Origin of the sequence: Hydrogenophaga sp. ANAO-22 (assembly GCF_042466645.1) — a bacterium.
Classification (GTDB): Bacteria; Pseudomonadota; Gammaproteobacteria; order Burkholderiales; family Burkholderiaceae_C; genus Hydrogenophaga.
In genome coordinates this window covers 3033658-3047417 of sequence record NZ_CP159956.1, presented here as the reverse complement: position 1 = coordinate 3047417, position 13760 = coordinate 3033658, and the positions used below count along the sequence as shown (strand labels likewise).

General features: G+C 70.2%; 15 protein-coding genes. 8 read left to right on the top strand and 7 right to left on the bottom strand.

Features of this window, described 5'->3' with window-relative positions; translation table 11 throughout:
• Entirely contained in the window at positions 1 to 2010 is a 2010-nt protein-coding gene (locus ABSY19_RS14745; RefSeq protein WP_382152670.1) for an acetoacetate--CoA ligase, read from the top strand.
• Between the two features lie 10 nt (positions 2011 to 2020).
• Here the strand turns inward: ABSY19_RS14745 and ABSY19_RS14740 are convergent, their stop codons facing one another.
• Together ABSY19_RS14740 and ABSY19_RS14735 are read right to left on the bottom strand one after the other, a co-directional pair.
• On the bottom strand, positions 2021 to 2971 hold the full coding sequence (locus ABSY19_RS14740; RefSeq protein WP_382152667.1) for a LysR family transcriptional regulator: 951 nt from the start codon (positions 2969 to 2971) through the stop codon (positions 2021 to 2023).
• 10 nt (positions 2972 to 2981) lie between these two features.
• Positions 2982 to 3158, bottom strand: coding sequence for a hypothetical protein (locus tag ABSY19_RS14735; protein WP_382152664.1), 177 nt, complete (start codon positions 3156 to 3158; stop codon positions 2982 to 2984).
• Between the two features lie 26 nt (positions 3159 to 3184).
• Between ABSY19_RS14735 and ABSY19_RS14730 the strand changes: the two genes are divergently transcribed.
• The 3 genes from ABSY19_RS14730 (at position 3185) to ABSY19_RS14720 (ending at position 4915) form a co-directional block, all read left to right on the top strand.
• A complete protein-coding gene (locus ABSY19_RS14730) occupies positions 3185 to 3394 on the top strand; it encodes a DUF4148 domain-containing protein (RefSeq protein ID WP_382152661.1) in 210 nt (69 codons plus the stop codon).
• Positions 3391 to 3750, top strand: coding sequence for a hypothetical protein (locus tag ABSY19_RS14725; RefSeq protein WP_382152658.1), 360 nt, complete (start codon positions 3391 to 3393; stop codon positions 3748 to 3750). Before ABSY19_RS14730 ends, ABSY19_RS14725 begins: the two co-directional genes overlap by 4 nt.
• A gap of 166 nt (positions 3751 to 3916) precedes the next feature.
• On the top strand, positions 3917 to 4915 hold the full coding sequence (locus ABSY19_RS14720) for a LysR family transcriptional regulator (protein WP_382152655.1): 999 nt from the start codon (positions 3917 to 3919) through the stop codon (positions 4913 to 4915).
• Here ABSY19_RS14720 and ABSY19_RS14715 read toward each other — a convergent pair.
• The 3 genes from ABSY19_RS14715 to ABSY19_RS14705 all read right to left on the bottom strand — a co-directional run bounded on the left by ABSY19_RS14715 (position 4801) and on the right by ABSY19_RS14705 (position 7753).
• Positions 4801 to 5874, bottom strand: coding sequence for an NAD/NADP octopine/nopaline dehydrogenase family protein (locus ABSY19_RS14715; protein WP_382152652.1), 1074 nt, complete (start codon positions 5872 to 5874; stop codon positions 4801 to 4803). The genes ABSY19_RS14720 and ABSY19_RS14715 overlap by 115 nt on opposite strands.
• Positions 5875 to 5882: 8 nt before the next feature.
• A complete protein-coding gene (locus tag ABSY19_RS14710) occupies positions 5883 to 6860 on the bottom strand; it encodes a Bug family tripartite tricarboxylate transporter substrate binding protein (protein WP_382152649.1) in 978 nt (325 codons plus the stop codon).
• 107 nt (positions 6861 to 6967) lie between these two features.
• Complete coding sequence (locus tag ABSY19_RS14705) at positions 6968 to 7753, bottom strand: IclR family transcriptional regulator (RefSeq protein ID WP_382152646.1); 786 nt, start codon at positions 7751 to 7753, stop codon at positions 6968 to 6970.
• Positions 7754 to 7827: 74 nt separating this feature from the next.
• On the opposite strand from ABSY19_RS14705, the gene ABSY19_RS14700 reads away from it, so the two are divergent.
• From ABSY19_RS14700 to ABSY19_RS14685, 4 genes are all read left to right on the top strand, one after another.
• Positions 7828 to 8928, top strand: a complete 1101-nt coding sequence (locus ABSY19_RS14700) for a CobW family GTP-binding protein (protein WP_382152643.1) — start codon at positions 7828 to 7830, stop codon at positions 8926 to 8928.
• Entirely contained in the window at positions 8916 to 10316 is a 1401-nt protein-coding gene (locus tag ABSY19_RS14695; RefSeq protein ID WP_382152640.1) for a dihydroorotase family protein, read from the top strand. The genes ABSY19_RS14700 and ABSY19_RS14695 overlap by 13 nt, the downstream gene beginning before the upstream one ends.
• 33 nt (positions 10317 to 10349) lie before the next feature.
• Entirely contained in the window at positions 10350 to 11345 is a 996-nt protein-coding gene (locus ABSY19_RS14690) for a Bug family tripartite tricarboxylate transporter substrate binding protein (RefSeq protein ID WP_382152637.1), read from the top strand.
• Between the two features lie 327 nt (positions 11346 to 11672).
• Complete coding sequence (locus tag ABSY19_RS14685; RefSeq protein WP_382152635.1) at positions 11673 to 12059, top strand: hypothetical protein; 387 nt, start codon at positions 11673 to 11675, stop codon at positions 12057 to 12059.
• A 22-nt stretch (positions 12060 to 12081) separates the two neighbouring features.
• On the opposite strand, the gene ABSY19_RS14680 is transcribed toward ABSY19_RS14685, so the two are convergent.
• On the bottom strand, positions 12082 to 13221 hold the full coding sequence (locus ABSY19_RS14680; protein WP_382152632.1) for a porin: 1140 nt from the start codon (positions 13219 to 13221) through the stop codon (positions 12082 to 12084).
• Between the two features lie 153 nt (positions 13222 to 13374).
• The gene (locus tag ABSY19_RS14675; RefSeq protein ID WP_382152629.1) at positions 13375 to 13758 is read right to left on the bottom strand and encodes a nuclear transport factor 2 family protein; all 384 of its coding nucleotides are present in this window, start codon (positions 13756 to 13758) and stop codon (positions 13375 to 13377) included.
• Between the last annotated feature and the right edge of the window lie 2 nt (positions 13759 to 13760).

The window sequence follows — 13760 nt, the reverse complement described above, 5'->3', positions numbered from 1 at the left end:
ATGGCGACCACCACCGCTTCGAACGCCCACCCCTTGCCGGACGGCGCCGGCGAGTTGCTCTGGTCGCCCACCGCCGAGCAGGTGCGGTCCAGCCGCCTGGCCCACTACCAGGCCTGGCTGGGCGAACACAAGGGCGTGCGCACCACCTCCTACGACGAGCTCTGGCGCTGGTCCACCGAAAACCTCGACGGCTTCTGGCAATCCATCTGGGAACACTTCGAGGTGGTGGCCGAGGGCAGCCCGCAACCCGTGCTCGGCGAGCGGCGAATGCCGCATGCGCAGTGGTTTCCGAATGCGCGCCTGAACTACGCCGAGCACATCTTCCGCAACGCCACCGCCGAGCGCCCCGCCATCCTCGCGCACGCCGAAGACGAACCCTTGCTGAGCCTCTCGTGGGCCTCGCTGGAGCGCGACACCGCCGCGCTCGCCGCCACCCTGCGCTCGCTCGGCGTCGGCCCCGGCGACCGCGTGGCCAGCTACCTGCCGAACCGGCCCGAGACGGTGATCGCCTTCCTGGCCTGCGCGAGCGTGGGCGCCATCTGGTCCAGCTGCGCGCCCGACATGGGGCCCACCGTGGTGCTGGACCGGCTGCGCCAGATCGAACCCAAGGTGCTGTTCGCCACCGACAGCTACCGCTACAACGGCAAGGCGCACGACCGCGCGCCCCAGGTCGAGAACCTGCTCGCCGAACTGCCCAGCGTGCGGCACGTGGTGCACGTGCACGGCCCGGCGCACACCACCCGCGCCGTGGGCTGGCGCGACCGCCTGGACTGGTCCGAGTGCATCCAGCACGCGGCGCCGCCGCGCTACGAGCGGGTGCCCTTCGCGCACCCGCTCTGGATCGTGTACTCCTCCGGCACCACCGGCCTGCCCAAGGCCATGGTGCACAGCCACGGCGGCATCGTGCTCACGCACCTCAAGACCATGGCCCTGCAGCACGACCTGCGCGCGGGCGACCGGCTGCTGTTCCTGGGCAGCACGGGCTGGATCGTCTGGAACTGGCAGGTCGGCGCGCTGCTCACGGGCGCCTCCATCGTGCTCTACGACGGCAACCCCGGCTGGCCGGACACCCAGGCGCTCTGGCGCTTCCTCGACGAACAGGGCGTCACCCTGTTCGGCTGCGGTGCGGCCTTCCTCATCAACGCCATGAAGGACGGCCTGCGGCCGCGCGACTTCTGTTCGCTCCAGCACCTGCGCGCCATCAACGCCACCGGTTCGCCCCTGCCCATCGATGCCTACCGCTGGGTCTACAGCGCGGTCAAACCCGACGTCTGGCTCGCCTCGATCAGCGGCGGCACCGACATCGCGGCCGGCTTCGTGGCCTGCGCGCCCTCGCTGCCGGTGCACGCGGGCGAGATCCAGTGCCCCGAACTGGGCGTGGCCGCCCAGGCCTACAACGACGCGGGCCAGCCGGTGATCAACGAGGTGGGCGAGCTGGTCATCACCCAGCCCATGCCCTCCATGCCGGTCTTCTTCTGGAACGACCCGGACGGCCGGCGCTACCGGGAAAGCTACTTCGACACCTTCCCCGGCGTCTGGCGCCACGGCGACTGGATCCGCTTCACCGAGCGCCGCACCTCGGTGATCTACGGCCGCTCCGACAGCACCATCAACCGCTTCGGCATCCGCATGGGCACCGCCGAGATCTACCGGGTGGTGGAAGAGCTGCCCGAGGTGCGCGACAGCATGGTGGTGGACCTGGAGTACCTCGGCCGGCCCTCCTTCATGCCCCTGTTCGTGGTGCTGCAGCCCGGCCTGGCGCTGGACGAGGCGCTCAAGGCGCGCATCGTCGAGCAGATCCGGTCGAAGGCCTCTTCGCGGCACGTGCCCAACGAGGTGCTGCAGGTGGCCGACATCCCGCGCACGCTCAGCGGCAAGAAGATGGAGGTGCCGGTGCGCAAGCTGCTGCTCGGCGCGCCACCCGACCAGGTGGCCAGCCCCGATGCCATGCAGAACCCGGGCAGCTTCGACTTCTTCGTCGACTACGCGAAAGAGAGGGTGCCCACCTGAACCGCGCGACCTAGACCGCCAAACTGGCCTCGGCGGGCGTGCAGGTGGTGAGCGCGCTGCCCACGCGGGCTCGGGTCTGCTCGACGAGGTAGTCCAGGAACACCTCGGTGCGGCGCGGCATGAACTTGCGGCTGGGCAGGGCCGCGTACATCGTCAACCGGTCCGTGATCCAGGGGTTGAGCACGCGCACCAGCTCGCCGCTTTCGATGAAGGGCGCGGCCAGGCCGATGGCGCAGGCACCGATGCCGGCGCCATCGAGCGCGGCGTGCATCAGGGTGTCGGGGTGGTTGACCCAGAGCACGGGCCGCACCTCGATGTCGACGAAGCGGGCTTCGTCCGTCTCGTGCAGCAGGCGCCAGCTGCGGCCCCGGCCCACCGCGGCCCTGTAGCGCAGGCAGTCGTGTTGCGCCAGGTCCTCGGGCCGCACGGGCGTGCCCTTGCGCTGGAGATAAGCGGGCGAGGCCAGCAGCACGGTGACGCTGGAGAGCACCTTGCGCGCGATCACGTTGGCATCGAACGAGGCGGGCGTACCCATGAGCGTGATGTCGTAGTCCTGGATCGGGGGCTCGCGGTGCGACTCCACGTCGATGTCGAGCAGGATCTTGGGGTAGGCCTGCCGAAAGCCGCTGACCAGGGGCGCGAGCACGTGCGTGGCGAGCACGGGCGGCGCCAGCAGGCGCAGCACGCCCGCGAGTTCGCTGGTCTGTGAGCTCACCAGCGCGTGCGCCTCGTCGAGCTCCTGCAGGATCACGCGCACCCGGTCGAGGTAGTTCTCGCCCGCGTCGGTGAGGGAGACGCGGCGCGTCGTGCGGTGCAGCAGGCGGGTGCCCAGGTGGTCTTCCAGATCGGCCACCAGCCGCGTGACCACGGCGGGCGACAGGTCGAGCGCCCGGGCGGCGGCCGCGAAGCCGCCTTCGTCGGTCACTTTCTGAAAAACACGCATTGAAGTCAGACGGTCCATGAGACCCAATTTAAAGGGTTTTCCCGGAGAAATTTGCCATCATTGTTGCCAATTCAGCAATACATAAAGCCTTCAAGTGCTGTTTTTCTTCTGATTCAGAAACTTTACAGTTCATCCCATCGATGCACGCAAACCCCTCCGCAGAGGCATCGAAGCCGGCCAGACCGCACAACGGACCGACCGGCATGTTCAACCCTCTCCAAGGAAACTGTCATGAAAAAGCTGTCTGTTGTTGCCATCGCCCTCTCCACCCTCGTTGCCGGCCACGCCTTCGCCGCCGATGCCTCCGTGGGCAAGACCCGCGAACAAGTCCGTGCCGAACTGATCCAGGCTCAACGCAACGGTGACCTGATCGCCGACGGCGAAACCGGTGCCCGTTACAAGGACCTCGCCCCCACCTCTACGCCCAGCCCGTGGCCGTGAGCAAGAGCCGCGCTGAGGTGAAGGCCGAGCTGGCCGAAGCCATCCGCACCGGCGACATCGTGGCCGACGGCCAGACCGGCGCCAAGGCCAACGAGCTGTTCCCCGCCCAGTACGCCCAAGCCCGCGCCGACAAGGCCGTGACCGCCACCGCCGCCGTGGGCAAGACCCGCGCCGAAGTGAGGGCCGAAGTGGCCGAAGCCATCCGCACGGGCGACTACGTGATCGACGGCCAGACCGGTGTCAAGGCCAACGAACTGTTCTCCGGCCAATACGCCCAGCCGGTGCTGGCCGACAGCAAGGCACGGGGTGACGTGCGCGCCGAACGCGTGGAATCGCGCAGCAGCAACGGCGGCTAAACCGCGGTTCTGACCACGCCCCCTGGCCGATGGCCGCCGATGGACGATCCGTCCACGGCGGCCATCGGCTTTCGGAGGCTCCATCACCAAGACGCTATGCTGGTTGGCCGTCCTGTCCCGCAGGACCCATGAAAGGCGTCGAGTGAGGAACCCATCGCAGCGGCTCATGGCCGCCCTGCGTTTTCGCCAGCTGGAGCTGCTCAGCACGCTGGCCGACACCGGCAACATGCGGGCCGCGGCGCAGCGGCTGCACATGACCACGGCCGCGGTGAGCAAGGGCCTCAAGGACGTGGAGGCGCTGTTCGAGCAGCCGCTGTTCCACCGCCTGCCGCGCGGCGTGGTGCCCACCGTGGCCGGCACGTTGGTGGTGCAGCGCGGGCGCGTGCTGCTGGCGGAGATGGAGCAGCTCTCCGACGAACTGGCCGCGCCACTGCGCCCGCTGCACGAGCGGCTGAAGATCGGCGCCACGCCGTTCCTGACCTGGACCGTGCTGCCGCGCATCCTCTCGGTGCTCGCGGCGCAGGACCAGCTGCCCGGCGTGCTGCTGCTCGAAGGCCGGCTGGCCGACATCTCGCGCCAGCTCGAGGCCGGCGAGGTGGACGCGCTTATCACCATGGACACGCCTTCGGAACTCGGCAGCCTCTCGGCCCAGGGGTTCACCATCGAGCACATCGGGCTGGAGCAATGGCGCGTGGTCGGCTCCCCGCACCATGCGCTGGCCGCGAACCGCAGCGCGAAAAGCCCACCCTTGCGCTGGGCCGAGGTGGCGCAGGCCCACTGGATCCTGCCGCCCCGGCCGACCAACTCGCGCATGATGCTGGAGCACACGCTGCGCGGGCACGGCCTGCCGGCGCTCATCCCGCACATCGAGACCATGAGCGCGATCACCCACCTGGAGCTGGCCGAGCAGAACCTGGGCCTCACGCTCGCGGCCCAGGGCACGCTGACCGAGCGACTGCGGCGCGGCAGCCTGGTGGAGCTGCCGATGGAGAGCCTGCCGCCGCCCGTGCCCATCGCCATGGTCTACCGCCGCAGCGGCAACGACCGGGCTCAGCTGGCCGGGCTGGCCGCCGCCGCGCAGCGCGCCAGCAGCGCGTCGGCGCCACCGCCCGCGATGTCCAGCGCGTCGAGCAGGAAGTTGTCGGCGCGGAAGTCGCGCCCGTAGGCCACGGCCAGCAAGCCGAGGCAGGCCGAGAGCACCGGCGTGCGCACCCCGGCCGCGTGCCCGAGCGCTTCCAGGAAGGCCAGGCCGAACGGCGCGTCTTCCAGCACGTAGCGGTGCTGCAGCGAGGCCGGCCCGTTCGGGCTCATGCCGTTGGCGGTGATCGCGGCCGCCATGGTGTGCAGCGGCCCTTCGGGCACGTGGTAGGAGCGCGCGTAGTGCTGGCGCAGCGAAGGCACTTCGAGCCCGAAGCCCTGCGCCACCGCACGGCGTTCGACGTCCAGCGCCTCGGCCATGTTGCCCACGACCTCGGTGAAGTGACCAAACAGCGACCAGGCTTCGCCGGCCTCCATGCGCGTGAGGTTCGGGATCACCTCGGCCGCGTGCGCGATCGGGTTGATGTTGGCCAGCGTGGGCGTGAGCAGGTTGTCCGCCGCGACGAAGCGGTCGCCGAACAGGTCCGCGCACAGCTGCCGCGCCTCCGAAGGGTCCAGCGGGCCCACGGTGGCCATGTCGATGCGGCTGCGCAGCGGGTTGACGTGCAGGCTGCCGTCGGGCTGGAAGTGCGTGGTCGTGAGCGTGGTGCCCCAGCCGCTGACCTGCACGCCCTCGGCCGCCGCCGCGATCCACAGCGGCGCCAGCGACAGGGCGCCGCTCACGATCACGTGCTGGCCGGGCCGCCACAGCGCGTTCAGCGGCCCGAGCACGCTGGCGTAGGCGTCGGCCGGCAGGCAGACCAGCACCACGCCGAACTCGGCGAGGCGCTCCGGCGAGGCCAGCCATTCGACCTCGACCTCGCCAGCCACGGCGCCCGAGCAGCTGAAGCTGGCGCGGCCCGCGTGGCGCCGCACCCGACGCCCGGTGGGCGACCACAGCGCCGGCGCGATGCCGTCGCGCGCGAGAAAGGCGGCGGCGGCACAGCCGACCGGCCCCGCGCCCACGATGGCGATCCGCGATGTCATGCGGCGCATCAGTCCAGCGAGAGCTTGCGCTCGCTGATCAGCCGGCCCCACTTGGCGAGGTCGTCGGCCGCGTCCTTGCGCAGCTCCGCCGGGCTGGCGGCGACCAGCTCGATGCCTTGCTGGCGCAGCCGGTCCTTGAGTTCGTCGTTCTTCTGCACGCTGCGCACCGCCTCGTAGAGCCGGTCGATGACGGCCGGCGGGGTGCCGGCCGGCGCGAACAGCGCGAACTTGGTGGCCGACTCGAAGCGCGGCACGCCCGCTTCTTCCACCGTGGGCACCTGGGGCAGCACCGGGCTGCGCGTGCTGCCGGAGACGGCCACCGCCTTCAGGCGGCCGGCGCGGATCAGCGGCACGGCCACGCCGATGTCGACGAAGCCCAGGTCCACCTCGCCGGAGGCCACGGCCAGCGTGGCCGGTCCACCGCCCTTGTAGGGGATGTGCGTGATGGAGGTGCGCGTGAGGTCCTTGAACAGCTCGCTGGCCAGGTGGCTGGTGGAGCCGTTGCCGCCCGACGAGTAGTTCAGCCGGCCGGGCTGCTGCCGCGCGAGCGCGATCACGTCCTTGACGCCTGGCGCGTTGAGCGTGGGCCTGACGGTGAGGATCAGCGGACTCGTGCCCACCAGAGAGATCGGCGCGAGCGCATCGGGCCCGTAGGGCAGGGGCTTGATCAGGTGCGGCGCGATCGCGTAGGTGCTGTTGGTCGCCAGGATGATGGTGTAGCCATCCGGCTTGGCGCGGCTGGCTTCGCTGTGGGCGATCGTGCCGACGGCGCCCGCGCGGTTGTCCACCACCACCGGCTGCTCCAGCTGCCGGGCCATGTGGGCCGCGAGGTGGCGCGCGAGCAGGTCGGTGGCGCCGCCGGCCGTCCAGCCCACGAGCAGTTTGATGGTCTGGTTCGGGTAGGTGCTCGCCTGCGCGAAGGCGGTGGGGGCGGTGCCGACCGCGATCGCGGCCAGGCCCGCGGCCAGGGCTTGTGTCAATGTCATCGTCGCAACCTCAGGGTGTTTCGCTGAGCGCGAGTCTAGGCAGCGGCGCGCGCCACCACCAGCGAAGCCTTCTCAAGAGGTCTTAACCGCCGGTGAACGCAGGGAGTTCAGGCCGAGGTTTCCAGCGCCGCCGAAATCGCCTGCGCGCAGCGCCGCACCTCGGCCGCGAAGGCGGCCTCGTCGTAGCGCGCGAGCTCGAACACCAGGCTCACGCCCGCCACCACCTGGCCATCGCCGAACACCGGCGCGGCGATGCCCACCCGGCCCCGGGCCACCTCCGAATCGGTGCAGGCGAAGCCGGTCTCGCGGATCGCCTTCATCTGTTTGGCGAAGTCCTTCCAGCCCCCCAGGCCCACGGATTCGCGGATCTCCTGCTCGTGGTCGAGGTAGATCTGCTTGAGCGCGCGGTCACCCAGGTTCGCCAGGATGGCCTTGGACGTCGCGCCCTTGAACATGGGCAGGGCCACGCCGCGCTCGTAGGTGGACGAGGGCGGGTGGTCGCTGCCCTTCTCCTGGTGCACGCACATCACCTGGTCGCGAAAGCGCCGGCTGATCAGCACCACCGCGTGCTGCGTGGTGCGCGCCAGCAGCTCGCGCATCGGCCCCGAGGCCGCCTTCACCAGCGGGTCGCCCTGGCGCATCAGCAGGTCGTAGCGGATGAAGGCCGGGCCAAGCATGTACGCCGAGCGCGTCGACGGCGCCAGGAAACCCAGGTTGCTCAGTTCCTTGACATCCCGGTAAGCCGAGCTGATGGACACGCCCATCTCGGCGGCGATCGCCTCCACCGTCCACAGCGTGCGCCGCTCGAAGAGCTGAAGGATGTGCAGCGTCCGGTTGCGCGTGCGGATGCCCGCGCCCTCGCCCGAACGAACTTGTTTCGCATTTGTTTCCATTTTGCTATTATTCGCACTTGTTGCGAAAAACGATGCACCGCAAGCCGGTGCGATTTTCACCAAGGAGAGCCATTATGAGTTCCGATCGTGCGCGGTTGCCGGTGGCCCTGCTGACCGGTTTCCTGGGCAGCGGCAAGACCAGCCTGCTCAACCGCTGGCTGCGCGAGCCCGCGCTGTCGAACGCGGCGGTGGTGGTCAACGAGTTCGGCGACATCGGCATCGACCACAACCTGATCGCCAGCAGCAACGACAACACCATCGAGCTGAGCACGGGCTGCCTGTGCTGCAGCGTGCAAGGCGATCTGGTGGAGACCTTGCGCGAGCTGCTGGACAAGCGCAGCCGGGGCCTGGTGCGCGCCTTCGACCGCGTCGTGATCGAAACCACCGGCATGGCCGACCCCGGCCCGGTGCTGCAGGCCCTCATGACCTTCCCGGTCTCCAACGGCTACCGCCTGGCCCAGGTGATCACCACGGTGGACGGCGTCAACGGCGCCACCACGCTGGACGGTTTCGAGGAAGCCACCAAGCAGGTGGCCGTGGCGGACCAGCTGGTCGTCACCAAGATGGACCTGGCCGACCCGCCGCAGGCCCAGGCGCTGCAGCAGCGCCTGCAGGCGCTCAACCCGGGCGCCACGGTGAGCTGGGCCACGCCGACCCATGTGCCCTGCCTGGAGGTGCTCACCGAGCTCGACGTGTACGCCGCCGCGACGCCGGCCCCCGCGGTGCGGCGCTGGCTCAACGCCGAGGCCCACGCCGACCAGCCCGCGCGCTACCGCCCGATCGGCGCGGCGGCCGCGCCCCACCACACCGAGGGCATAGCGACCTTCTCGCTCGTGTACGACGCGCCGCTGGCCTGGCAGGAACTCGCCGCCTGGCTCGATGCGCTGGTGCTCGCGCACGGCGACGACCTGCTGCGCGTCAAGGGCATCCTGAACATCGCCGGCGAGGCCCGGCCCATCGTCGTGCACGCGGTGCAGCGCCTGTTCCACCCGCCCGCGCCGCTGGCCGAATGGCCCTACGAGGACCGCCACTCGCGCCTGGTCTTCATCACCCGCGGCCTGGACCGCGCCTACGTCGAACACATCTTCGACGTGATCCGCGGCCGCGCGCCCCGCCCGTCCCCTTCTTCCACCACCCCCCTCGCTCACAAGGAGAACATTTCATGGACACATTGATCCGCCACGGGCTGATCGTCACGCCGCAAGGGCGCCGCGTCGCCTCGATCGGCATCCAGGGCGGCCGCATCGCCGGCATCTACGAACCCGGGGCCGAGCCCGAAGCGCGCGAGGTCATCGAAGCCGACGGCCTGGCCATCGTGCCCGGCGCCATCGACATGCATTCGCACCACCGCCAGGGTTCGCTGCCGGGCTTCGAATACAAGGACACCATCCACACCTCCACGCTGCAGTGCGCGGCCGGCGGCGTGACCACCAGCGTGGCCATGCCCAACGTGCAGCCGCCGCCGAACTCGCTGGAGCTGCTGGAGCGCCAGTACGACATCTACCGCAGCGACGCGATCGTGGACTGGAACTTCAACCCCGCGCCCACCATCAGCGAAGAGATGCCCGGCATGGCCGACACCGGCATCGCCGCGTTCAAGATCTTCATGGTCGTGGACACCGGGCGCGACTACCCGCACATGCCCGGCATCGGCGTGCACGACCACGGCAAGATCCTGGAGATCATGCAGCGCTGCGCCGAGCTGAACGTGCCGCTGATGGTGCACCCGCACGACCAGGCGCTGATGGACGTGATCGAGCAGAAGTTCTGGGACCGCGGCGAGCGCGACGCCCTGGCCTACGCCAAGGCCTACGCCGCGCACGACGGCGTGATCTGGGAAACCGCCATCGCCACGCTGCTGCGCCTGCAGCGCGCCTCGGGCTGCCACCTGCACATCCTGCACACCCAGACCGCCGGCAGCGTGGAGCTGATCCGCCAGGCCAAGGCGGCCGGGCAGAAGGTGACCTGCGAGATCAACCCCTGGGCGCTGTTCCTGGGCTGCGAGTGGTCGGCCATCCAGCGCCTGGGCTCCTACGCGCTCTCGTACTGGGTGCCCGAGAAGAACGTGCCCGGCCTGTGGGAAGGCCTGCGCGACGGCACCATCGACATCGTCGCCACCGACCACGCGCCGCACACGCGCGAAGAGAAGGAGATCGGCTGGACCGACGGCTGGAAGGCCCACACCGGCACGCCCTCGACCCAGTTCTACTACAGCATGTTCATGACCGCCGCGCTGGAAGGCAAGATCAGCCTGGAGCGCGTGGTCGAGGCCTGCAGCGCCAAGCCGGCCGAGCTGTTCAAGCTCGCGAACAAGGGCGCGCTGACCGTCGGCGCGGACGCGGACCTGGTGCTGGTCGACCTGAACCGCGAGTACGAGGTGCGCGACGAGGACGTGCTCAGCCTCATCGGCTGGAGCCCCTACGCCGGCCGCAAGCTCAAGGCCAAGCCGGTGCGCACCATCGTGCGCGGCACCACGGTCTACCTCAACGACCAGGTGATCGGCCAGAAGGGCTTCGGCCAGCACGCCAAGGCCGTGCGCGAACCCGCCGCCGCCCTGGCCTGAACAGCCCCCACCCCTGCCAGCCAAGGACTTTCCATGAAACGACGCTCCTTCGTCCAACACTCCCTGCTGCTGCCCGCCCTGGGCGGCCTGGGCCTGGCCACCACCGGCAGCGCGGCGCGCGCCCAGGCCAACTGGCCCGAGCGCCCCATCAACATGGTGGTGCCCTACCCCGCGGGCGGCAACACCGACTTCGTCGCGCGCATGACGGCGGACTACCTCAACCGCGCGCTCGGCGTGCCAGTGGTGGTGGACAACCGCGCCGGCGCGGGCGGCACCATCGCCTCCATGCACGCGGCCAAGCTGCCGGCCGACGGTTATTCGGTGTTCCTCGCCTCCATCGCCCAGATCTCGCTCGCGCCCTTCCTCTACAAGATCCGCTACGACCCGTTCAAGGACTTCCTGCCGATCGCCAACGTGGCGGGCAATCCCCAGGTCATCGTGGTGCCGGCCGCCTCGCCGCACAAGAGCCTGAAGGACCTGGTGGACCACGGCCGCGCGAACCCGGGCAAGCTGCTGATGGCGCACGCGGGCACCGGCTCCATGTCCTTCCTCGCCGGCGCGGCGTTCCTGAAGCGCGCGGGCATCGAGGCGGTGATGGTGCCCTACAAGGGCGGCGCGGCGGCCATCGCCGACACCATCGCGGGCATGACCGAGGTCTACACGGCCAACATCTCCGAGACCCTGCCCTACCTGCAGAGCGACCGCCTGCGCCTGCTCGGCGTGACCAGCCCGCAACCCGTGGCCATGCTGCCGGGTGTGCCCACCATCGCCTCGCTGTTCCCGGGCTTCCAGACCGAAACCTGGAACGGCCTGCTGGCGCCGGCCGGGCTGCCGGCCCCGATCGCCGACCGCCTCGCGGGCGCGGTGGCGAAGATGTTCACCGACGACGCGGTGCTCTCGCGCATGGCCAAGGCCGGCCTCATTCCGCAGACCGGCCAGCAGACGCCGAAGGACTTCGCGCGCCGCATCCAGGCCGACGTGGAACTCTGGCGGCCGGTGATCAAGGCGATCGACGTCAAGCCCGAGTAGGCCCGGGCCGGGGCTTCTTCGATGCCAGTGGGCGTGGCTGCCGTTCTCCGGCGCCTGCTCGCGGGCGCCGGCGCCCGGCAACCCCACCCACCGTCGAGAGTGCACCGCAGGCATGCGGTGCCTTCCTTTCGGCGGGCCCGGGACGACCTCTCGGCGGATGGTGCTCCCCCCGGGCGCAGGCGCCCCATTCGCGGTTGCCACAGAGCTTGAGCGTCGGGGTCGTGTTGACGAAGGGGTCGCTGTGGACCCGGGCAGACGCCCGCGAGCAGGCGCCGGAGAACGGGGGGACGCCAGCCGACAGCGAAGAAGCGGCCCACAATGGCGACCATGACCCTGGAAGACTTGATGGCCATCGCCAAGCAAAGCCGCACCACCACCACTTGCCCCCACTGCCAGGCCCTGGTGTGCAAGGGCTGGGACTCCGTGCCCGGCGGCTTCGATCTCTCGCGCCTGACACGCGTCGGCAGCTTGCGCGACCCCGACGCCGACGAACCCACACTGGCCGAGCACCACCCGAACGGCACAGGCGCCTGGTCCGACGACGCGCCCATCGCCCTCGGCTGGTTCCCCTACAACCGCTGCGACGTCTGGCAATGCAGCGGCTGCGCCCGGCCCTTCCTGCGCTACACCGAGGTCGGCGGTTACTACACCGACGAGCGCATCCGCGAACTGCAGGCCCACCTGATCGTGCGGCCTCCCCCCAACCCCGCTTGAGCGGTCGGCCGGGCCAAGCTCCTCAGAACGAGTGCCGGATGCCCAGCGCCAGGCCCGTGCCCGAGCGCAGGTTCGTGGCGCGGTCGGCGATCGCCACGCCGTACAGGTCGGTGCGCTTGGAGAGCGCGTGGATGTAGCCCGCCGACAGCGTGCTGCGCACGCGGTCGCTGACGCCGGCCTGCTCGCGCTTCGTGCGCGCCCAGGACGCGACGATGCGGCCCGCGCCCACCGGCACCTGCGCGCTCAGGCCCAGCGTGTCCAGGTCGATCTCCCGCAGGCCGCGCGCCTGCACCGCGCCGGTGGAGTACTGGCCGAACACCTTCACCACCTCGAAATCGTAGGACACGCTGGCCAGCGTGCTCTTGGTCTCCAGGATCACGTAGGGCGCACCAGCGGGCTCGGCCGCCGCGCGTGGCGTGGTGATGGCGGCCCCGTCCACGCGGCGGTGGTTCAGCGCGGCGGCGAAGGCGCCCTGGCGGTAGTTCGCCGTGAGGTCCACGCGGCGGCCTTCGGTGGAGGCCTCGCGCGCCACGTACTGCAGGTTCGCCGACAGGCCGCCGAAGGTGGGCGTGGTGTAGGCCACCGAGTTGCTCCAGATGCCGTCGGTGGCGCCGTTCACCGCGTTCATGGGTTGTGAACCCGTGATGGTGTGCATGAGGAAGGGACCGAGGTTCACCGACTCCGCGAAGGGCGTGAACTGCAGCGTGGCGATGTAGCTGCCGGTGGGAATGCGGCCCATGCGCAGGAAACCGAAGCCGCCGCGCAGGCCCACCCACGAGGCCAGCGAGAAGGTGCGGCCCACCGCCGTGTCGCCCGGGTGGCGGCCCGCTTCGCCGGTGTCCATGCGGAAGTGGCCGCCGATGTCGAACGCGGCGCTCAGGCCGCCGCCCAGGTCTTCGCTGCCGCGCATGCCCCAGCGCGGCATGGAGAGCAGGCCGCTGTCCATGCGCGAGACCGTGGCCTCACCGGCGAGGTTGCGGCGGTAGTAACCGCCGTCGAGCACGCCGTAGAGCGAGACCTGGCTGCTGCCGCTGCCGCCGCCACCGGGCGCCTGCGCGAAGGCCTGGGGCGCGGCGCCGATCAGCGCGAGGCTGGCGAGGGCCAGGTGCACGCAACGGCCCAGCGAGCGCGGGGCACGGGAGGTTTTGGAAGAATGGGGCATCGATGTCTCCGTCCCTCTCTCTGCGGAGAGGGTGATGTGGTTGATGAGAAGAAAGAGAAGCAGATGCGATGCCTTCAGGCACCGGCGTCGGCATGATGTTCAGAGGGGGTCGCGAGCGTCAAAGCCTTGCCTCAGATGATGAGAAACGGCGCCTCACTTCGCCCACGCCGCGTCGTCCACGCGCGTCGCTTGAAAGCCGCGCAGCTTCCACGCACCGGCGGTGTGGACCCACAGCTGCGACACGAAGGCGGTGGAAGCCACGGCCTCGCCGCCCGGCATCCGCTGGCCGCGCAAGCGCATCAGGCCCGTCATCCACGCCACATCGCCGTGGGGGTGCACCACGAGGCCCTGGCGCTCCACGGCCTCGTAGCGGATGCGGTGCGCGAGGAAGTCCAGCAGTTGTGGCTTGTCGTGGACCAGGCCGGTCGAATGCACGTAGACCAGCTGCGCGTCCAGCACCGCGTCGATGCCACTCAGGTCGCCCGCCACCAGGGCCTGGCAGCGCTGCGCTTCGAGCGCGATCAGGGCCTCCTGCACGC

What these genes read in the sequence shown, in the direction of transcription:
- ABSY19_RS14745 (WP_382152670.1), top strand. Translation starts at nt 1, where the DNA reads ATGGCGACCACCACCGCTTCGAACGCCCACCCCTTGCCGGACGGCGCC.
- ABSY19_RS14740 (WP_382152667.1), bottom strand. Translation starts at nt 2,971, where the DNA reads ATGGACCGTCTGACTTCAATGCGTGTTTTTCAGAAAGTGACCGACGAA.
- ABSY19_RS14735 (WP_382152664.1), bottom strand. Translation starts at nt 3,158, where the DNA reads ATGCCGGTCGGTCCGTTGTGCGGTCTGGCCGGCTTCGATGCCTCTGCG.
- ABSY19_RS14730 (WP_382152661.1), top strand. Translation starts at nt 3,185, where the DNA reads ATGAAAAAGCTGTCTGTTGTTGCCATCGCCCTCTCCACCCTCGTTGCC.
- ABSY19_RS14720 (WP_382152655.1), top strand. Translation starts at nt 3,917, where the DNA reads ATGGCCGCCCTGCGTTTTCGCCAGCTGGAGCTGCTCAGCACGCTGGCC.
- ABSY19_RS14715 (WP_382152652.1), bottom strand. Translation starts at nt 5,874, where the DNA reads ATGACATCGCGGATCGCCATCGTGGGCGCGGGGCCGGTCGGCTGTGCC.
- ABSY19_RS14710 (WP_382152649.1), bottom strand. Translation starts at nt 6,860, where the DNA reads ATGACATTGACACAAGCCCTGGCCGCGGGCCTGGCCGCGATCGCGGTC.
- ABSY19_RS14705 (WP_382152646.1), bottom strand. Translation starts at nt 7,753, where the DNA reads ATGGAAACAAATGCGAAACAAGTTCGTTCGGGCGAGGGCGCGGGCATC.
- ABSY19_RS14700 (WP_382152643.1), top strand. Translation starts at nt 7,828, where the DNA reads ATGAGTTCCGATCGTGCGCGGTTGCCGGTGGCCCTGCTGACCGGTTTC.
- ABSY19_RS14695 (WP_382152640.1), top strand. Translation starts at nt 8,916, where the DNA reads ATGGACACATTGATCCGCCACGGGCTGATCGTCACGCCGCAAGGGCGC.
- ABSY19_RS14690 (WP_382152637.1), top strand. Translation starts at nt 10,350, where the DNA reads ATGAAACGACGCTCCTTCGTCCAACACTCCCTGCTGCTGCCCGCCCTG.
- ABSY19_RS14685 (WP_382152635.1), top strand. Translation starts at nt 11,673, where the DNA reads ATGACCCTGGAAGACTTGATGGCCATCGCCAAGCAAAGCCGCACCACC.
- ABSY19_RS14680 (WP_382152632.1), bottom strand. Translation starts at nt 13,221, where the DNA reads ATGCCCCATTCTTCCAAAACCTCCCGTGCCCCGCGCTCGCTGGGCCGT.